The organism is Acetobacter sicerae (assembly GCF_011516765.1).
In the GTDB taxonomy this organism is placed as follows: domain Bacteria; phylum Pseudomonadota; class Alphaproteobacteria; order Acetobacterales; family Acetobacteraceae; genus Acetobacter; species Acetobacter sicerae.
This window is the reverse complement of the sequence record NZ_JAAABN010000004.1, coordinates 280,863-300,672: the sequence shown is the minus strand read 5'-3', so window position 1 is coordinate 300,672 and position 19,810 is coordinate 280,863. Positions and strand designations below refer to the sequence as shown.

Below are 19,810 nucleotides of genomic sequence, written 5' to 3'. Positions count from 1 at the left end.
ACCCGCCGCCAGAAGCAGAATATCGTCAATATTCCAGATCGGGCTCCTGTGGGATGACTGAATTCTACAAAATGACCCGAAATTGCCTCAAGTGTGAGAAATCCGCGTCGACCATTCTGATGGCGAATGGTGTTGCATCACTGAAAATGGCTGTGATGTGGGCGATATGCGTATGTGCTGCGCTTTCCTTCGAGCGGTCCGTGCTGACATTCTGCCTGCATCAGCCTGCCATCGTCGCCAGACTGCGTCGTCGGGTTGCGATTGTTGGAACGGGAGCCGTGGCGACGGATCTGGTGAACCGCCTGTGTTCAGATGCAGGTCAGGCTTATTCGCTCTTCGGCCAATTCGACGACACTGCGCAGTACGATGCTGATCGAAAACTCGACGGAACGCTTGATGATCTGATTCACAGAAGTCGTCGGGAGGCGTTGCATGCCATCATTCTGGCGTTTCCTGAGGCAGGTGACGCGGAGACAAGGGTTCGTAATGTAGCGGTGTCCCTGAAGCCCGTGCTTTCGGATATCTACGTTACTCCACATCTTGTCTCTGGTTTTGACCGCGTTCTCCCCTGTGAATTTCTGGGTGAAAATGCGGTCTTTGTGATTCAGAGACGACCGCTTTCCGATGTGCAGCTTCTTGAGAAGACGGTTGTCGACTTTCTTCTGGCCTTCTGTGTTTCCATCTTTCTCCTTCCGTTTCTCATCGGCGTTGCGCTTGCCATAAAGTGCGATTCGAAAGGCCCCGTTTTCTTTCGGCAGCCTCGGATCGGAAAAAACGGCCGGGAATTCATGGTTTACAAGTTTCGGTCCATGCATACCCATATGTCTGATCTCATGGCTGAGCGTCAGACAAGCCGGGACGATCCCCGTGTGACGCGTATCGGAAAGTGGTTACGACGTCTGAGCATCGATGAAGTTCCCCAACTGCTGAATGTTCTCAAGGGTGAGATGTCTCTGGTAGGTCCCAGACCTCATGCGCCTCACACACGTGCGGGAGGATTGTTGCTGGATGATGCTCTGGCCGAATATGTTTTGCGTTATCACGTCAAACCCGGCATCACCGGATGGGCACAGATCAACGGCGCCCGTGGGGAGCTTGTCACGATTGATGATCTGAAAAAAAGAGTGGCCTATGATCTGGATTATATCCGTCGCTGGTCTCTTGTTTTTGATTTCAGGATCATGATTCTGACCATCGTTCGGGAGGTCTTCAGCCGTCATGCATTCTGACATCGCGCTCAAGGAAAAATCAAAACGGTTCTGTGGGCACGATTTTCCCGTCGTGGAGGTCATGGGGCTGGATCTGATGGATATTCCCCGTGAGGATATTGTTGCGTGTCTGACGGAAACCGTTCGGCAGGGTGGGGCGGCGAGGGTCATCAATGCGAACGCCCATTGCGTAACTCTTTCCCAAAAACAACCGTGGCTGCGTGAACTTTTTGATAAGGCTGAAATCGCGTTTTGCGACGGTGCGGGTGTGCAGCTGGCGTCAATGTTTCTGACGGGAAAGAACCTGCACAGGACAACGCCGCCTGAGTGGATCGGCAATATGCTGTCTGCGCTCGGCGATACGGCAAATATTTTCTGGCTGGGTGGAGAGCAGGACGTTGCTGAAAAAGCAGCCGCTGCCTTTGCTGCGAAATATGGCTGTCGCACCGCCGGTGTTCAGCATGGTTTTTTTGATGCCACGCCCGGAAGTCCGGAATCCGAGCGTGTCATCGAAAAAATTGTAGCAGCGAAGCCGTCGGTGCTTTTGCTCAACATGGGAATGCCCCGTCAGGAACGGTGGTTGTGGGACAACTGGGACAGATTGCCCCCGGTGGTGGCCATCACGGCCGGAGCGCTTGTCGATCACGCTGCGGGACGTGTGTCACGCCCTCCGAGATGGGTTGCGAATCTGGGGCTTGAATGGCTAGTCAGACTGAGTCGGGAGCCCACAAGATTATGGCGTCGATATCTACTGGGACTACCCTGTTTTGGCGCATATGTACTATGGTGGCGATTGTGCGCCCTGCTTGGTAAAACAACGGTGTCATCCGCAAGGACTTGAGAACACTGATATAATTTTGTTGGATGTAGGATCCTTCTGGTATGCTTGATCGACCATTGGACTGTACTTTCGAGCAGCCAAGAGCTGAACCTCCTCCGGTTGCCGCAGGAGCCTATGGGCTCATGATGCGCTATTTTTCGATGGGTTGGCGGCATCGCTATCTGTTCAGTGCTGTTGCTCTGGTGATTTTTCTTCTGGGTACGCTGGCGGTTCTGTCGCTGAAGCGATCCTTTATGGCGCCTGCAACCGTGGTCGTGACAACGCATGTTGTTGACCCGATGGCGCAGTCTCCTGATGCGAACAGATCCATCGAAGATGACGAACCTGCGACACAGGCTGCATTGATTGCATCACGAGATGTGGCGGCTCTGGTTCTGAAGGAACTTCCGCCACCGCCGCCACCGGTCTCGCATAACTGGCATCATTTTCTATGTGAACATGGCGTCAAGCTGGGGTGCGTTGCCGGGACAGAGGTGCCGAGCAACAGCGTTGGTGTCATGGACCGTCAGATCGACGCTCTGCTTGCCAGCGTGACGGTTGAGCCGCAGGCAAGATCGCGCATCATTACTGTGAGCGCAAAAGCCAATACGGGCGAACGCGCAGCTGCCGTGGCAAATGCTTTTGTCACCAACTATCAGAAGCTGGCGCTGAATCAGCAACGTAGCGATCTGCAGCGTGAAGCCGAATGGCTGGATGACCGGACTGCGGCGCTTCGTCAGCGTTGGCTGGAAGCTGAGCGGGCTGCCAGCGCCTATAATGTCCAGCATGCGCTTGTAAATACGACGGGCGGCTCTCCTCTTGTCGAGCATCAGATATCTGACATGGCGGTCAGTCTGGGACAGGCCCAGACACGCTACGCTGCGGCTCAGGCACGGGTGGCTACCTTGAAAGCAGCCATCCAGAGTGGTGATCCGCAGACCCTGCTGTCTCTGGGTGAACAGCCTCTTGTGGTGGCTGCCGCCACAGCGCTTATGCAGGAAGAAAGCCAGAGAGCGCAGAAAAGCGCCTCTTTCGGCCCCAATCACCCGGACGTTATTGCCTTTGACAGACAGATTGCCAGTAGCCGGGCGAATCTGTCCGCCGCTACCCGTCGCGCTCTGCTGTCGATCAATGGAGATCTTGCTTCTGCACGGGCCGATGTGGACCAGTTGACGGCAGCCCTTGATCGCCTTCGTGTTCAGTCAGGCCAGCAGAGTGGGGCGCAGGCGGAATATCGTACCCTGGATCAGGAATCACAAAGCGCACGAGGCGTATATGAAGCCTTCCTTGATCGGGCCAAACAACTGACGGATCGCGTTGCCCTGCTTCAGCCGCCTGTCATGTTTGTTTCACATGCAGCTGTCCCGGCGACAGCCACTTTCCCCAATCGTAAGAAGCTGATGATGGGCGTCATCGTCCTTGCTCTCGTTGGTGGTGTTGGTGCGGTTGCGCTACGCATCTTCTTTTCTCCGGGGTTTGCGGATCTGGACGAATTCAGAGGCTTTGGTGGCATGCCTCTTCTGGCTGTTTTCCCGCGGATTCAGACAGGAAAAAAGAAATCACCAGTTGATCTCATGCGGGATCATCCATTCTCTCTGCCCGCCGAAGCTGTGAGACAACTGGGAGCGCAGTTGTCCATGGCCAGTGGGGCTGGGCGCGGTGGCGATACGAGGATTATCGCCATTGCCTCGGCGCTGCCCGGTGATGGAAAGATGACGCTTGCTGCTTGGCTTGCCGCCGCCGGAGAAGAAGCTGGCGAAACCGCTCTTGTTATTGATACGGATTTCAGTCGCCGTGTGGGTCTCGACCGAAGCAGGGCCGGAGGCTCTCTGGGCCTTTCGGATGTGCTGCAGGGGAAAGTGGCAGCGCGGAATGTCATTTCCCGGGATCAGTTCCGGGGGTGTGATGTCATGTCCGCCGGCACCCCGCGGGGGTATATTTTTGACCGGGCTGAGATTGCGCAACTACAGGATCTGTTTCGTGATCTTTCCCGTTCTTATCGTATGATCATTCTTGTTACGCCTCCTTTGGGTGTAACGGCTGGAGGCCTGTCGATGGCCTCGGTTGCGGATCAGACGTTGTTTGTCTGTCGCTGGGGACGCACATCTCGAGAAACAACAGCGGCATGTATTGAACGTCTGCGACTTTATGGAGCCAGACTGTCGGGTTTTGTCGTGACAGGTACTGATAGTGGATCATTCAATCTTCTTTGCGGCGCCCAGTTGACCCGGCAGGAAACCCGACTGATCGCCCATCGGCGTCAGGCGTGAAAGACGTTATCCCGTGAAAATCATTCATGTTGTGAGACAGTTCAGTCCCTCAGTCGGGGGGCTGGAAGATTCTGTTCTGAGCCTTGCTTTTGAACAGAGAGCGATGGGCATTGATGCTCAGGTCATCACACTGAATACAGTGTTTAACAGGGAGGGAGTGCTGCCTCCCCGTGAATCCATACGGGGTATTCCGGTGTCACGGGTGCCCTGGTGTGGATCTACCCGGTATCCGCTGGCTCCCAGCGTAATTGCGCATATCGGAGGAGCAGACCTCATTCATGTACATGCAATTGATTTCTTTTTTGATTTCTTTGCACTGACAAAATTTCTTGTCAGAAAGCCTCTTGTTGTTTCTACGCATGGTGGTTTTTTCCATAGTGGCGCGTATGCCGGGCTCAAGAAGTTGTGGTTTGCAACGCTGACACGAGCCAGTATCAGGGCGTATGCCAAAGTTGTCGCCTGCAGTCAGAATGATGCGGACATTTTTGCGGATGTGGCAAAAGGTCGTCTGATCACCATTGAGAATGGGATCAATCAGTCGAAATTTTCTGATGCGGCTTCAAAGACACCCGTTCGCACACTGATAAGCTTCGGACGGTTTTCGCCGCATAAACGTCTTGATCGTCTGTTTGATCTTCTGGCTGCATTGAAAAAGCAGAATCCGGAATGGAGGTTGATTGTCGCTGGAAGGCCGGCGGAGCAATCCGTTTCAGATCTGGAAAAAATTGCGGAACGCATCGGCGTGCAGAACGCTGTGAAATTTGTTGCAGAGCCGTCCGATGAAGAGTTGCGCGATGCTCTTTCTGCCGCCAGTTGGTTTGCAAGCTTTTCAGATCACGAAGGATTTGGTCTTGCGGCAGTGGAAGCCATGTCGGCTGGTCTTATTCCGGTTCTCAGCGGGATAGCTCCCTTTCGTCGTCTGGTTGGCAAGACAGGTGCGGGGCTGTTGCTGGAAGAAAATGATATGGCGGGTCTGGCTGCGAAAATTGAAACCTGCCAGCGTGATACCGAGGTAATGGCAGTTGGAAGATCTTCTGCTATTGCGGGAGCCCGAAACTACGACTGGAAAGATGTCGCTCGACGTTATGTAAATATTTACAATGAAGTTCTGCATATACCTATGATTTCATCTGAGCGTGTATCCTGAATATGATGGTTAAACGTCGATATATGAATGAAGACAACGGCAGAATAGGTTGTTTTTTTAATACACTATTTTTGTTTATGCCAGCGTGTATGATTCTGTCTGCTCCAGAAGCGCGTGCGCAACTTGCCCAGCAGTATTTTCCAACTGAACTGCCGGGCTACTCAGGGGACGCAACTGGAAATGTTTCTCTGAGAGAAATAGTTCAACATAAACACACGGGTATTCCTGTCGGAGCCTATATCCTCAAACCGACAGCTTCTCAACAGATCGGTTACAGAACAAGTATTTTGGGGGTGCCTCATACATCGAGCGCTTCTCTTATTACTTCGGCAGGATTAGGAGTAAATTCGAACTGGTCCAGGCACGCTGTTGGAGCGTCGATGTTGGTAACAAACCAAGCCTATCCTTCACTCAGTGCTGCCAATTACACAGACTGGTCTGCGGCTGCAGGTGGTATGCTTAATCTTCGCCGTGATACGTTGTCTTTAGGGTATTCTCATTCTCTTAAGCATCTCTCTGCAACTGATCTTGGTAACTTCGGAGTTGGTTATCCTGTGCCTTACAGCACAGACGATGTGCGAATGAGTTATCATAAAAACTGGACACGTTTTGCTCTTATTCCTACAGCGTCATACGATAATTTTTCTTTTGGGCAGAGTCAGGGGGCTTTGCCAGCAGCTTCGCGGAATATGAGCGCACTGAGCCATCAATTGGAAATGCAGGTATTGCAGGGACGCTTCGAGATTTCGAGAGGTAATGCACTCGTGGCGGTTCTGCGAGGATCTGAAGCACAGTTCGCCCCTCGTGCTGGGCAACTTTCCAGTGATTATGTCAGTGGCGGCGGTTTTGTGGGTGTTGATCTTCGTGCTGATCCTGTTCTGCAGTATCGTTTGTTGGCTGGTGGGGAAACACGCCGTTTTACAAGAGGAGGAGGCAGTCCGGTTACAACACCGACAGCAGAGGCGCAGGTATTATGGATGCCGGACAGGCTGAATACCTTGACGTTTTCCGGGCAGCGGGGGTTATTCGATCCGACTTCTGCGTTTTCACGTAATCAGGTGATGTCAACTGCGCAGATTCGTTGGGACCGTGAGTTAAGAAGGGATCTTTTTTTTCATGGAAGCACGGCATATGCACGCACGGACTCCCGATCATCCATTGAGGGAACCCGGTCACGGCAGCAAAATCAGATCAACTTTATGGCCGGTCTGGACTGGCAATTCACACGGGATGTTAAATTGACTCTGAACTACAGCCATACTTCCAGTTATACAAAGCACGGCGTGCCTGCCATTCTGAATAACGGTTTTTCTCATGCCACGTTTACAAATAATTCAATAACATTTGGTGTGGCGTTTGCCCGTTAAGTGACTGGAAACAGCCGGTTTGAAATCTTCTTTTTTCTCTGCAATGGAGTGCGATTACAGAATGTCGATACGTCTCATAAAGCGTTTTGTCGTGGTCGGCATATCTGGCCTGCTTCTGGCTGCATGTTCCCCAACACATGGACTGAAGCCGATCCCTCCCGTGACTGGGGCCTATCATCTTGGAGCGGGGGATCAGATCCGGATTCTGACATATAATGACCCGCAATTAAGTAATTCGTTCTCTGTCAGTGATGCGGGTACGATCGCGTTTCCGTTGTTGGGAACAGTCACGGCGGCGGGCCAGACTCCGGAGAATTTTGCGGCGTCTCTGAGCGGTCAGTTGGGAACGCGGGGTCTATTACATAAACCGAGCGTTTCAGTGGAGGTGACTCAATACAGGCCGGTGTTTGTTCTGGGAGAAGTGCAGAAACCAGGCCAGTATAATTATCTTCCTGGAATGACTATGGAAACAGTCGTCGCTCTTGCTGGAGGATACACGTATCGAGCCATAAAAAATCCGGCGAGTGTGGTTCGAACAGAAGGAACACCGGATGGTCGGCCGATGAAGGGCAAGATTTCGGAAGAGACCTATCTTGCTCCAGGGGATGTCATCACAATCTATGAAAGGTTTTTCTGAAGTCTTTTTCAGAAAAACCCTTTATGGGACTTTCATTGTGTAATGAGTGAGGCGAGGTGACTAAAGAGACGTCGAATGAATGACCCGATGTCTCGCCTTGCTAAAGACCGTGAACAAGCTGATCCAGATCGAACCTCCATGATCCTCATCGTCATGGAGGGCCTTATACTGCATAGAAACGCTTATTCATGAATTTTCGAAAGCGCTTTTAGGACTTCGCGCTGGTCTGAATTTCAGATTCCGTATTAAAGCGCATCTGCCCTCGGAAGTATGTGGGGCTAATTTTCACGAATGGAAGTGATCAGCTACAAGCCATATGACTCCCGCCCAAAATGGCATGCAGAAAGCAGCGCCGATAGCTATGCCTCTAAAGGCTGATGCGCGTGGAGGCTCTTTCAGCGGAGAGCTTGACGGCGTCCGAAACTCGACCGAAGTCTCCTGACGGGCTGTAGGTCCCCATAGTGTCAGTGGGAGTGTGTTTTTGGACGAAATCATGTCTGTGTCGCTGTGTAAAAAGTGATGTCATGTCTAAATAACGAAACATATGTTAATAACGGGTTAAATACGTAAACCGAATTTAACATCGCTCATTCATGGAGCTTCTGCTTTTCAATAGTCCTTTTTGGGAAGCTCTGTGAGCTTAAGCATGTGTGCCTAAAGCGCTCTGTATCAGCAATGTCATGCGGCGGAACCGCAATTCTACATGCCGTACGCAAAACAAGATTTTCTCTCGCTGACAAGGCGGGTAGAGGCAATGAATATAAATAATATCGAAATGAAATGGCCTGCAGGGTGTCTTAACTTTATTTGAAATCCTATGCTTAAAATTATAAATATTTCAAGCATAGGAAATTTAAAAAACACCGGAATATCTGACTGTTTTTTTTGGGTATTTGTGAAAAAAAACGGAATTACATTCCAAGGGCTCTTTTGTAGATATCAAGCAGCGTTTCCTGCTCTTCAATCTCGGAGGGCTCTTTCTTTCTCAGACGCAGGATCTGCTTGATGGTCGCGACATCGAATCCGGCAGATTTTGCTTCGCTGAAAATGTCTTTGATGTCACCAGCCAGAGCTTTGCGTTCTTCCTCCAGACGCTCAACGCGTTCGATGATGCTCCGCAGTCGATCGGCAGCAATGCCACCTACATTTGATTCCGGGTCGGCTGCCTGGCGAGCCCGGCTGGCAGCGGCGTCGTCATCAATATCAAAAGGGACGTCAGACATGATTTCCTCGAGAGTTTCAGTGGATCGAAGCGACTGAATAGCCGCAGATAGCGGCCCTTATATGGTTTGTCAGCAAGGGACGGTAGCCCGTAATTATGGCAGGGCAGGGGGTGTTTCCATATAACTAAATGTTTTAAAAAGAAAAAATAATGCAAGGATGTTCGGGGTAGTCTGAAAATCCTGTCCTGCGGCAGGACTGTGATCCCATGGGAGAGGCGTGCATGGGGTGTCCCGAGGCCTCCGACGGATTGCTTTCGTCGTGATTTGCTGGTCAATCTGGGGCCAATCAGTCCTTGTGACTGAACCTGTGAAGGGCTGGCTTGTTGTTCTCCTGAATGCACGGGAGAACACATCATGGATGGCGGAATATAATGGAGAACGGGATGGCTGAACGCGTGGATGCTACTGGCTCATCCAGCACGATTCAGGCTGAAGGAAAACAGCCTGTTCCGGGAGCTGTCGCCTTTGATTTCGTGATCGTTGGGGCGACTGGCGATCTGACCATGCGCAAGCTCCTTCCCGCTTTCTATGAGTGTTTCCGGCGTGGGCAGATCGAGAAAAGCACGAAAATTATCGGCGTTGCCCGCTCAGGACTGAGCGTCGAGGATTATCGCGCCAAGGCACATGAAGCTCTGAAAGGCTTCGTGGCGGCTGCTTCCTATGATGACGCTACGATCCAGGATTTTCTGGGGCTCGTGCAGTATGTCTCGCTCGATATGTCGGATAAGGATGCGGACTGGACCGGGCTGATCAACCTGCTACCCATTGAAAAAGGCCGCCCACGCGTCTTTTATGTGGCGACAGCGCCGAAGCTCTATGTCCCGACTGCGGACGCGATTGCTCATAACAAGCTGATTACAGAAAGCAGCCGGATCGTTCTGGAAAAGCCTATCGGAACGGATCAGGCTACGGCAGCCGAGATCAACGACGGTGTTGGCCTGTATTTCACGGAAGAGCAGATCTTTCGCATAGACCACTATCTCGGCAAGCAGACCGTGCAGAATATTCTGGCGCTCCGCTTTGCAAACCCCATCCTTGAGCGTGTGTGGAACACCGATTCCATTGCGCATGTGCAGATTACCGCTGCTGAAACGGTCGGAGTGGGGAAGCGGGGACCGTATTATGATAGCGCTGGCGCCCTGCGTGACATGGTGCAGAATCACCTGTTGCAGGTGCTGAGCCTCGTTGCGATGGAGCCGCCCACGGCTTTTTCGGCCATGGATCTCAGAGACGAAAAACTGAAGATTCTGCGGGCTCTGAAACCGATGTCGGATCATGACATCGCGACTGATACGGTGCGGGCGCAGTATGGCGAGGGTCTCGTCGATGGAAAGCAGGTCGCCGGGTATCTTGAAGATCTTGGCGCACCGACGAGCACGACGGAAACCTATCTTGCCATCAGGGCGGAAATCCGGACCGCCCGCTGGGATGGTGTGCCGTTCTACATCCGCACCGGGAAACGGATGGCCCGAAAGGAAACGATAGTCGTCATCCAGTTCCGTCCACAGCCATGGGCAATTTTTGCAGATAAACCTGAGCCCAGTCAGCTTGTGCTGCGTATCCAGCCGGACGAGGGGGTTTCCCTGTCACTGGCCAGCAAGGACCCTGCATCGGAGCAGTATCGTCTGCGGGAATCGGTGCTGGATGTGGATTATGTGAAGGCTTTCAACACCCGTTACCCGGATTCCTATGAAGACCTGCTGATGGCCGCCGTGCGTGGCGATCAGGTTCTGTTTATCCGACGGGACGAGGTTGAGGCATCCTGGCGGTGGATCGAACCGATTCTCCACGGCTGGGAAAAGAACATCCGTCCGCTTGAAACATATCCTGCCGGGACGCAGGGACCGGCCTCGTCAGATCAGTTGCTGGCGCGTGACGGCTTTGTCTGGAAAGAAAATACTTGATGGCACCTCCTGTGACACCGGATTCAGGGAAAGGCCCGCGTCGTTTCACGAGTGGTCCTTTCAAGGGGCGTTCCCTGAAGCAGCATATCCTGCGCCGTCTGATACTGGTTCTGCCGCTCAGTCTGCTAATGATTGTTCTGGCGAAATCAGGCTTCATGGATCGTCTGGTCGACCAGTATACTTTCAAACCAGCAAGCTGGTTTGATGATACGGCGCTGGTAAGGCATCTGCGCCAGACGATTACGCACAACGGCATGACGGGCGATCGTCCTGACTGTCTGCTGTTCATTGTGAATGGAAACAGCCCTCCGACGGCAACAATGATTGACGTGATGGAAAAGCATTCCGGAAATTGTCCGAACCCGGACACGTCCTTGCCGAAACTGTTCAGTCTCCGTGTGGACAGGGTGGCGGCCCGGGTGGAAACGGATCAGGGCACGCCGGGGCAGTTTCACTCTCTTCCATGATTTCCGACGGTAAGCACGGAATCATGGAAAAACAGGCCATTCGTGCCGAAATGTCGCGTTGATCCTTCGGCAGGATAGTCAGGATTTCTGTGGTCACGTGCCGTCAGAAAACGGGAAAAGCAGAGCGAGTCTGAAATGACCCGGCACATGTATATGACATGCCCCTTCCGTGCGTTTTCTGACCTGTCGGTGTGCATTTGCTGAAAGGACCGTCTGCGCTGAGCAGGGTAGACGTAGAGGGGGAGGTAAGGCACATCTCTGGGTGTGAACTGTGTCAGGTCGGGATATCTGGAGAAACCTGTTTGTTTTTTGATGTCCGGGCAAACAAGGATATACCATCATGCGCTTACGTTTTGCCGTTGTCTGCTCGGCAGTTATCTCTGGTCTCTCCTTTGGGATGTCTGTGCCGGCGCATGCAGCGCCGCAATCCGAGACCTCTGCAAAAACCGTTCATTCTGCATCGTTTTTTGCAGGAGACTGGTCCTCCATGGGCACCGTCGTGACATTTGTCGCCAATCGGGCAGCGGGGCCGGCAAGCCGTCTTGTTGTGAAACTGCCGCAGAATCTGCAGAAATCCGGTCAGCCCAGCTTCTCTCTGTCCCAGAAAAGCAATGATGAATGGAGCGGAACCCAGAATAATGTAACGGTCTCTTTCAAGCTCGTTTCAGACAATTTTGGTATCCTGTCGATGGTGGGCGACAAGCCCGACCATCATTTCGAAATGCCTCTGTCCCGGATTTGATAGAGAGGCAGATCGACAGCCCCCGTGACCATCCGATGCCTCGCACGACACCCTCCAGTCGAGGTATCCCCGGGCACCTGTTACGGTCAGTCTGACGTGGGGCTTGCCGCCGGTTGGGAGTTTTTTGCCTCTCAACTGGCTGATTACATACAGACAGCCGGTATTCGAAGACTGGTGGCGTCCCCTCTGGCGCGCTGTCGTATTCCCGCTGAATGGGTGGCGACACGCACGCATTGTGAATTGCGTCTGGATGCGCGTCTCAAAGAGATCAGTTTCGGAAACTGGGAAATGCGCGTCTGGGATAATATTCCCCGGAACGCTCTTGATGAATGGGCGGCTGACCTGCTTGGATTTGTGCCTCCACAGGGGGAGAGCGGTCAGGAGTTGATTGCTCGAGTCACGGCTTTCTGGAACGAGACTAATGCGGGATCGTCCTGTGTAGTCCTCTCGCACGGAGGCCCTCTGCGTGTTCTGGAGGCGCTTGTTTCGGGAAAAAACATCGATCTGGCTGTTGCGGCGATGCCGTTGGGATCGATAAGACCCGTTTTATAAAGGCTTTTTATAAAACGGGATCAAAGGGACGGTTTTTCTTTGTGGCGTTTGGGACTGAGCGGACACATATCATCACAAACTAAAGATTTTTGAATTTTCTATAGAATGGTCTGTGATTTTATCCATTGAGAGACGTCAGCGTGACAAGGACAGCGAGTTCCGCAAGCACGGCCTCTGCTCCAAGAATATCGCCTGTAAAGCCGCCAATTTTTTTCATGCTGAAGCGATGCATCAGAATGATCGTCAGAAGCGCTGCTGCGAAAGGCGCAATGATTTCGTTGGCCGGCAGTAGCAGCAGCGCCAGTAACAGCGGAGTAAGGAGCGCAAGCGCCAAAGAACGGGGCGGAAGAGGAAACAGGGCGCTGGCCAGTCCATCCTGTCGCGCAGGCTTTCCCCGTTTCAGTTCCAGAAGCATGGCCGCCCGCGAGAGACTGCCTGCCAGAATCAGTGATGGGAACAGACAGGATACTGGCAAGGAGGCAATACAGGCGCAGCGGAGCGCAACAGCAGTGCCTAACGCCAAGGCCCCATAGGAGCCGATGCGGCTGTCCCGCATGATTTCCAGACGGCGCTCCGGCGTTCTGCCGCCGACCAATCCGTCCGCACAGTCCGCAAGGCCGTCTTCATGCAGGCCGCCTGTGATGAGCAGTTGCACCATCACGGCGCAGATGGCCGAAACAGCAGGCGGAAGATGTGCGGCAGAGCCAAGCCACATGGCGCACGCTGTCAGGCCGCCGATCAGGCCGCCGGTAAGCGGCCAGACCCAGATTGAGCGGCGAAGATCGACCTCTCCTGCGTGTTTTGCGAGCCATTGCAGAGGCAGGCGGGTGAACAAGCCGAGAGCGGCAAGAAAATCTGCGGCGATACGTCCCGAAACTGATCTGTTGTGATTATCAGCCAATCCCGGCCTCGGCAAAGGTGTGCATGCCGGTATGGCAGGCGAGCGCAGCCCGGAGCAACGGCACAGCAAGGGTGGAGCCGGACGCTTCGCCCAGACGAAGTCCGAAATCCAGAAGAGGCTTTTGTTCCAGAAAGGCCGCCAGACGTGTGTGGCCGGGCTCGGCGGAGCAATGCGCGATCCGGCAGTGCGTCAATCCTTCAGGATGCAGAACATGGAGGGGAGCGACCGCGGCCGTGCAGACGAAACCGTCCAGAAGCACCGGAATACCGTGGACCCGCGCAGCGATGACGGCTCCCATGATGGCGGCGAGTTCATGCCCTCCCAGTCGTCGGGCAACCTGAAGCGGGTCGGTCAGAGAGGCGCGATGGAGTTCCAGCGCTCGATCGATGGCGGAAATTTTTCGCGCCATCGCCTCATCGTCATTGCCCGCGCCCCGTCCGGCCCATTCTTTTCCATCGCCACCGAAGAGCGCTGCCGAAAGTGCGGCTGCGGGTGTGGTGTTGCCGATACCCATTTCACCCAGACAGAGCAGATCGGTTTCCGGGGAAACGGCATTGAAGCCGCGCATGAGCGTGCGCAGAAAGGTTTCGTCGTTCATGGCGGCGGTCTGCGTGAAATCCTCCGTCGGCCGAAGATCTTCCAGCGTTTCTACGGTCAGAGTGGTGTCCGCATACCGGGAAAGCTGGTTGATGGCTGCACCGCCGTTATGGAAATTCTGCACCATCAGGGCGGTCACATCTGACGGCCATGCCGACACGCCCTGCGCCGCGACGCCGTGATTGCCTGCGAAGATGATTGTCTGGACGCGCTCAAGACGGGGCGTGCTTCGCCGTTGCCATGCGCCAAGCCATGACGTCAGTTCCTCCAGCCGTCCGAGACTGCCAGCCGGTTTGGTGAGTGTGGCCTCACGTTCGGCAATCTGGTTTATGGCGAGAGGATCGCTGGATACGGGTTCGCGGCACAGGGCGCGCAGACTGTCCATGTCTGTAAAAGGGGGCGTGCTCATGGACAGAGACATGCCGTTTTCGGAGGGTAAGGGCAATGATTGAACTGGTTCTGGGTGGCGTCCGGTCCGGCAAAAGTCGTTACGCCGAGAGCGTGGTGAAACAATTTCCCGCGCCATGGGTCTATCTGGCCACGGGGCGTGCCTGGGACGCCGAGATGCAGGAGCGTATCGTTCGCCATCAGGCGGATCGTGGAGAAGGCTGGCGTACGATTGAAGAGCCGCTGGAACTCGCAGACGCGCTGGCGGCTGCGGGTGATGCGCCGGTTCTGGTCGACTGTCTGACGCTCTGGCTGACAAATCTTCTGATGGAGGAGCGGGACATTTCGGTTGCGAAAGAGCAGCTTCTGGAGGTGCTTTCCCGTCGCAAGGCGCTGACAGTGCTGGTCGGTAATGAGGTTGGTTTAGGCATTGTGCCGGAGAATGCGCTGGCGCGCCGTTTCAGGGATGAGGCGGGCTGGCTGCATCAGGCAATTGCCGGGCTGGCGCAGAAAGTCGTGTTAAGTGTGGCGGGAATTCCGTGTGTTATCAAAGATATTTCTGGTGAAAAGGATGAGTGAACTTTTGCCCGGTCGTATCGTTGATGGAAGAAGTCAACCTTGGGACATGAAAAAGAATGCTGAATTCCCCTGATACCGTCCGTATTGGTTCATTTGTAGCAAATAATATATAAAAAAGTCATGTTTTTGGGGTTTTATAGCGCTCTGGCTGGAAACGTTTTTTTTACCATCTGACGGGTTGTTTTATCTGTTCCGGCCATGTTCCGTTGAGTTTTCAGCATGTCTGGCCGCTGACGGGAGCTCCGAAACCTGCGTGACACTTAAGACACAGTGCCAACACTTCTTCTCTGGGCACTACACAGATAAAAACAGGCGCTTTATGGACTCTTGCTGAGCCTCCCTACGGAAATGTTTTTGTGTGGAAATGTTTTGTCACGTTTTGTGGCGGAGCAGCTACGCCCTAACAAGGAAAAATTATGTCCCGGCAGACCGTTATGTTGAAAGTCACCCAAATACTTCATTTCGATATCCGCAAGGCTGTCGCAGGAGTGCTTGCGTGCTTTTTGGCTACCGGTTTTGTTGGGAGCGCCTCGGCGCGATCGCCGTATACGCACCAGACAAACCAGCCCCAGAAAGGCAGCGTATTTTCCGATCCTTCGCCGGATGTCTCGAATCCTCCCATGTATGGCGAGGATCAGCAGATCGTGCCGCTTTATCAGTCGATCCCGGGCTTTCTTCAGTCTCCCTACGGACCGCCTTCATTTGGTCCGCCCTATGGCACCACCCATCTTTTTGGTGACTGGGGCGGCGTGCAGCCGTGGCTCCAGAAGCACGGCGTTTACGTTGCCGTAAACGTGTATGAGAGTCTTTCAGGCAATCCCATCGGCGGCAAGAAGCAGACAGTGACGGATGCCGGACAGGTCGGCGTCACTCTGGATATCGACTGGCAGAAGATTCTGAATGCTGGTCACTGGTCTGACAATTTCTGGCTGCACATGCTGGCGGTCAACGGTCACGGAAGAAACCTGAGCGCCGAGTTTGGTGATAATGGCAACCAGGTGCAGCAGATTTACGGTGCGCGTGGTAACGTCGTGGCCCATCTGGTATGGGCTTATTTTGAAAAGTCGATGTACCACAACAAGGTTGATCTGGCGATGGGCTGGATTCCGACAGGGACGTTCTTCAACAACTCTCCCTGGGGCTGCTCATTCATGAATGTGTGGATGTGCGGTAACGTCACGCCGACAAAATACCTGAATGGTGGTCGTGACTGGCCGTCGGGAAACATCGGTACTGTGCTGCGTCTGATGCCGACGAAGCATTTCTACGTCATGGGCGGTCTTTTTGCGGTGTCTCCCCATGCCTATAACGGCGGCATTTCCGGCTGGGCATGGGCGCAGCCAGGGCTTGGAAAACTTTCGACCGAAGTTGAGCTGGGCTGGATTCCGGAGTTCGGAAAAGATCATCTGATCGGCCACTACAAGGTTGGCGCGATGTATGACAATTCAAAATACGATGACCTTTATAGAGATATCTACGGTCATGCCTGGGTGACGTCGGGACAGCCCGCGCGGCGTCAGAGTGGGCAGACCTCCATGTGGGTCATGATCGATCAGATGCTGGTGCGTCATGGTGACGGGCCAATGAATGGCTTTATCATCGGTGGGCAGTACAGCTACGCCTCGGGTCAGACCTCGGCGATGAAAAATCACCTTGTCGGCGTGATCATGGATACTGGTTACTGGTGGAACAGGCCAAAAGACATGGTCGGGTTCGCGTTCCAGTGGGCGCAGTTCAGCCGTTCGGCCATCAGGCAGCAGGAAGCGTCGCAGGCTGCGGGGCTGCCGTTCCAGGGGGCGAATTTCGGCGTGCCTTACGGCATCCAGTCTCATGAAAATATCTATGAATTTTTCTATACGATTCAGGTCGTCCCGGGCATCAGCGTGCAGCCTGATTTTCAGTATATCCAGCGCCCCGGCGGAAGCACGGTCTTCAAGAATGCTGCTGTTTTCAGTTCGGCGTTCAGCTTCACGCTCTGATCTTTTTTGCGACGAAAAGTCTGTTTCGAAAACTTGTCGCCATGAGCGGCGTTATGAAAACAGGGATAATGAGGTCTGCATCCCGATAAAGCAGACCTCGCTTTCTCGTGATCGAAAAAATCTCTGTCTGATGGAACGAATGAGTGTCGCCATTCATTGATCCCATAAGAATAGGGGAAAAAAGATGGCTGATACCTTCCAGACCCAGATCGTTGCTATCCTGCCGAAGCTCCGTGTGCAGGCTCTTGCTCTCACCAGAAATCGTGCCCAGGCGGAAGATCTGGTGCAGGATGCCGTGTGTAACGCACTTGGAGCCCGTGACAGCTTTATTCCCGGAACAAACTTCGCGGCATGGATGCATCGGATCCTGCGGAATCGCTTCATCTCGGATCTGCGCAAGCGCAGAGCAACGACGGATATCGATGATCTTCCGGGCGACATGCTGTCCACCAAGGCGGACCATGAGGATCGTCTGGCGGTAAAGGATCTGAGTTTTGCGCTTGCCCGCCTGCCTGCTGATCAGCGTGAGGCGCTGGTCATGGTTGTGCTGCAGGGTATGAGCTATCAGGAGCTTGCTGAAGCGACCGGTTGCGCGGTGGGAACGGCCAAAAGTCGCGTTTTCCGTGCACGTCGTCAGCTTGAAGCCTGGATGATGGGTGAACTGCCTGAGAGTGATCGTCTGCGTCAGCAGGCAATGGCTCTGCGTCACGAGGTTGAGGAGCGCCGCAAACATTTCGGCAGTCGCCCTGTGGTAACAAATCCTGCGGTCATGTAAGAAACTGGCAGCGCTCCAGGAAATGAAATGTTAAGAGGGGAGGGTTCTGCTGTATGAGTGGCGATAGCTTCCCGACATCATGCTTGGAATCGTCTGAATATCTGCCGGGGTGGTTGTCAATGTCAGCCAGAGACCGAAAGTCCAGTTCTTCCGCCAGGGGCGGAAAGAAAGAGGATGACGCGTTCGATATCTGGCTGAAGCGTGGCCTTCATCAGCTTTTCGATGATGTCGCTAACGAGCCTATTCCTGAAGAACTGCTGCGTCTTCTGGAAGAAGATGAGGACGACCAGTGAGAGCGCTTTGTCTGTTTACATCTCCATGCTGTGCATGGTGGATGTGAATGGACTCGGCTTTTTTACCTTTTTGCCCCGCTCTGTCCTTCGATAGCGGCATGGTCTGGTCCGTGGTTGCCTGCTGATGCAACGGCGTGGAACGTAAAATGGCGGAAGACGGTCATCAGCCCGGCTGGCGATCCTCTCGTTTTCTGATTTCTTTTCTGATTGGCATCGCCGGGCTGTTCGATTCGGTCAGAAGCCGGATGGCTGTTGTCATTATGGGGTCCGTGCTGCCAGTTGCGGCCCTTGGAAGTCTGGTCATCTGGCAGGATTATATCCGCCTGAACGAGGCAGGCGCCCAGCGCGGCAACGTGGCGTTTTCTGAACTCGGAAAATATATCGACAGCGAAACATTTCGTACCGTTGCGATGTTGCAGCAGATCGGTCAGACGGCTGATGATGATTCCCTTCGAAATCTGCTGCTGCTCGCTCAGGCGGCCAGCAAGGGACGCTACTGTCTTCTTGCTGTAGTCGATGAGAAAGGGGCTTTTCTGGATGCGCTGACCGGTTCCGGTCCTGCTGACGCCAATTGTCTGAATGTCGCCCGCAACATTCCTCCCGCCAGAGAGCCCGCCCATCTGTGGATGTATCGGGGACGTCCCTATCTGCGGGTTGTGCAGGATCTTCCGGCTACTGAAAGTGGTGAGATAAACCGGTTTCTGGTGGCGATCCAGTCAGTTGGCTGGGAGCCGGGTCTGTCTGACGATGCTTCTTCCCCCACTGATGAGGCGGAAAAAACATCTTCAAAATCTCTGTCCGCGTGGTTTGTCATGGCGGACGAATCCCTCGTGTCGGTATGTCCCCAATGTGGCTGGGGGGCTCCGACTGACCCGGAGGTCAGTCAGGAGGCGATTGAGGCGCGTCGCCATTCTGACCATAAGCGTATTGCAGAGCGCAGAAATAACCGGTCCTACATTTACGGTCCTGTCGGTCGGTCAGATTTCGCTCTCATCGAAGTCAGACGGCTTCCGGAAGAAAAGCGGGCGATTTTTCTGCTTTTCGTGTGGATCGCAATGGTCGCAATCCTGCTGATTGCGGGTCTGGCCGGGATTATGGTGGCGGGTCGGAGACTTGTTGTTGAACCCCTCAATCAGCTGACCCGTGATGTCGAAAGCTGGCTGAGAAAGGGAAAGTTCGAGAGTGTCGCCGACTCCTCCAGTATGCCGCGGGAATTTCGCAAACTTTCCGGCGCATTTGGAACGGCGACGTGGCGGCTGGCTCATCGTGAAGCTGAACTGGAAGCGGCTCTGGAACACCAGAAACGACTGGTTGCGGAAATCCATCACAGAGTGAAAAACAATCTTCAGATTGTCGGCTCCCTTTTGAGCCTGCAGGCCAACCGGGTGCCGGACAGTGATACCCGTATGGCGCTTCTGGTCGCCCGGAACCGCGTGAGAATTCTCTCGACGTTGCAGCGTCACCTGTATGTTGGCGATGAGCTTGCCGACCTGAGAATGGCTGACTTTCTTCCCATTCTGATACAGCAGATACAGCAGGCTGCGCCGGACGATATTCGCTGTCGTGTGACGATCGAGGGGGATGCGGGTGATGTCACACTCCCGCCCGATCTTGCGACTCCGGTTGTGCTGATTATCGCCGAAGCGTTGTTGAATGCGCTGAATTACGGGTTTCTGGCGGGCCGGACCGGGACTGTCCGTGTTGTCCTTTCCCAAGAGGCTGATGTTCTGACGCTGATGGTGGAAGATGACAGCGACAGCACCGCCGCGTTGCAGGCAGGGCTCGACGAAGGAGGGCTTGGTCTGCAACTGGTTCGGGGATTTGCAAGACAGATTGGCGGAACCCTCCGTATTGAGGAAGGGAACGGGTTGCGTGTTCTTGTGACGTGTCCCGTAAAACAGGGGCGACGGGCGGACGGAGAGAAGGGGCCTCCAATTCCCGGAGTGCGACGCTGACACGTCA

General features: G+C 54.0%; 18 protein-coding genes. 15 read left to right on the top strand and 3 right to left on the bottom strand.

What is annotated here, in order from left to right:
• The 6 genes from GVI59_RS06880 to GVI59_RS06855 form a co-directional block, all read left to right on the top strand.
• On the top strand, positions 1 to 1,229 hold a 1,229-nt coding region (locus GVI59_RS06880; RefSeq protein ID WP_242012988.1), incomplete at its 5' end, for an exopolysaccharide biosynthesis polyprenyl glycosylphosphotransferase.
• Positions 1,219 to 2,049 carry a WecB/TagA/CpsF family glycosyltransferase gene (locus tag GVI59_RS06875; RefSeq protein ID WP_173573547.1) on the top strand — a complete coding sequence of 277 codons (831 nt, stop codon included), beginning with the start codon at positions 1,219 to 1,221 and terminating at the stop codon, positions 2,047 to 2,049. The genes GVI59_RS06880 and GVI59_RS06875, both read left to right, overlap by 11 nt.
• Before the next feature lie 122 nt (positions 2,050 to 2,171).
• Complete coding sequence (locus GVI59_RS06870; protein ID WP_242012987.1) at positions 2,172 to 4,298, top strand: GumC family protein; 2,127 nt, start codon at positions 2,172 to 2,174, stop codon at positions 4,296 to 4,298.
• Between the two features lie 13 nt (positions 4,299 to 4,311).
• Positions 4,312 to 5,445, top strand: coding sequence for a glycosyltransferase (locus GVI59_RS06865; protein WP_173573546.1), 1,134 nt, complete (start codon positions 4,312 to 4,314; stop codon positions 5,443 to 5,445).
• A 23-nt stretch (positions 5,446 to 5,468) separates the two neighbouring features.
• Positions 5,469 to 6,812: an outer membrane beta-barrel protein gene (locus tag GVI59_RS06860; RefSeq protein ID WP_173573545.1), complete on the top strand. Its 1,344-nt coding sequence runs from the start codon at positions 5,469 to 5,471 to the stop codon at positions 6,810 to 6,812.
• Between the two features lie 61 nt (positions 6,813 to 6,873).
• Positions 6,874 to 7,449: a polysaccharide biosynthesis/export family protein gene (locus tag GVI59_RS06855; RefSeq protein WP_173573544.1), complete on the top strand. Its 576-nt coding sequence runs from the start codon at positions 6,874 to 6,876 to the stop codon at positions 7,447 to 7,449.
• A gap of 911 nt (positions 7,450 to 8,360) precedes the next feature.
• Here GVI59_RS06855 and GVI59_RS06850 read toward each other — a convergent pair.
• Positions 8,361 to 8,672 (bottom strand): DUF2312 domain-containing protein, encoded by a 312-nt coding sequence (locus GVI59_RS06850; protein WP_018307807.1) that lies wholly within the window; start codon positions 8,670 to 8,672, stop codon positions 8,361 to 8,363.
• Between the two features lie 383 nt (positions 8,673 to 9,055).
• Here GVI59_RS06850 and zwf point away from each other — a divergent pair, with 383 nt between their 5' ends.
• The 4 genes from zwf (at position 9,056) to GVI59_RS06830 (ending at position 12,337) form a co-directional block, all read left to right on the top strand.
• Positions 9,056 to 10,576, top strand: coding sequence for a glucose-6-phosphate dehydrogenase (gene zwf, locus GVI59_RS06845; protein WP_194299044.1), 1,521 nt, complete (start codon positions 9,056 to 9,058; stop codon positions 10,574 to 10,576).
• Positions 10,576 to 11,043 carry a hypothetical protein gene (locus GVI59_RS06840; protein WP_173573543.1) on the top strand — a complete coding sequence of 156 codons (468 nt, stop codon included), beginning with the start codon at positions 10,576 to 10,578 and terminating at the stop codon, positions 11,041 to 11,043. Before zwf ends, GVI59_RS06840 begins: the two co-directional genes overlap by 1 nt.
• A gap of 487 nt (positions 11,044 to 11,530) precedes the next feature.
• Positions 11,531 to 11,785 carry a hypothetical protein gene (locus tag GVI59_RS18995; RefSeq protein ID WP_242012985.1) on the top strand — a complete coding sequence of 85 codons (255 nt, stop codon included), beginning with the start codon at positions 11,531 to 11,533 and terminating at the stop codon, positions 11,783 to 11,785.
• 24 nt (positions 11,786 to 11,809) lie between these two features.
• Positions 11,810 to 12,337: a histidine phosphatase family protein gene (locus GVI59_RS06830; protein ID WP_173573541.1), complete on the top strand. Its 528-nt coding sequence runs from the start codon at positions 11,810 to 11,812 to the stop codon at positions 12,335 to 12,337.
• Between the two features lie 118 nt (positions 12,338 to 12,455).
• Here the strand turns inward: GVI59_RS06830 and cobS are convergent, their stop codons facing one another.
• A complete protein-coding gene (gene cobS / locus GVI59_RS06825; protein ID WP_173573540.1) occupies positions 12,456 to 13,238 on the bottom strand; it encodes an adenosylcobinamide-GDP ribazoletransferase in 783 nt (260 codons plus the stop codon).
• Entirely contained in the window at positions 13,231 to 14,244 is a 1,014-nt protein-coding gene (cobT, locus tag GVI59_RS06820) for a nicotinate-nucleotide--dimethylbenzimidazole phosphoribosyltransferase (protein ID WP_173573539.1), read from the bottom strand. Before cobT ends, cobS begins: the two co-directional genes overlap by 8 nt.
• A 35-nt stretch (positions 14,245 to 14,279) precedes the next feature.
• Between cobT and cobU the strand changes: the two genes are divergently transcribed.
• The 5 genes from cobU (at position 14,280) to GVI59_RS06795 (ending at position 19,803) form a co-directional block, all read left to right on the top strand.
• Complete coding sequence (cobU, locus tag GVI59_RS06815) at positions 14,280 to 14,801, top strand: bifunctional adenosylcobinamide kinase/adenosylcobinamide-phosphate guanylyltransferase (RefSeq protein ID WP_173573538.1); 522 nt, start codon at positions 14,280 to 14,282, stop codon at positions 14,799 to 14,801.
• A gap of 416 nt (positions 14,802 to 15,217) precedes the next feature.
• Entirely contained in the window at positions 15,218 to 16,780 is a 1,563-nt protein-coding gene (locus tag GVI59_RS06810) for a carbohydrate porin (RefSeq protein WP_173573537.1), read from the top strand.
• A gap of 184 nt (positions 16,781 to 16,964) precedes the next feature.
• On the top strand, positions 16,965 to 17,555 hold the full coding sequence (locus GVI59_RS06805) for a sigma-70 family RNA polymerase sigma factor (RefSeq protein ID WP_173573536.1): 591 nt from the start codon (positions 16,965 to 16,967) through the stop codon (positions 17,553 to 17,555).
• A gap of 119 nt (positions 17,556 to 17,674) precedes the next feature.
• Positions 17,675 to 17,848 carry a NepR family anti-sigma factor gene (locus tag GVI59_RS06800; RefSeq protein WP_173573535.1) on the top strand — a complete coding sequence of 58 codons (174 nt, stop codon included), beginning with the start codon at positions 17,675 to 17,677 and terminating at the stop codon, positions 17,846 to 17,848.
• Between the two features lie 146 nt (positions 17,849 to 17,994).
• Positions 17,995 to 19,803: a sensor histidine kinase gene (locus GVI59_RS06795; RefSeq protein ID WP_173573534.1), complete on the top strand. Its 1,809-nt coding sequence runs from the start codon at positions 17,995 to 17,997 to the stop codon at positions 19,801 to 19,803.
• Positions 19,804 to 19,810: the final 7 nt, after the last annotated feature.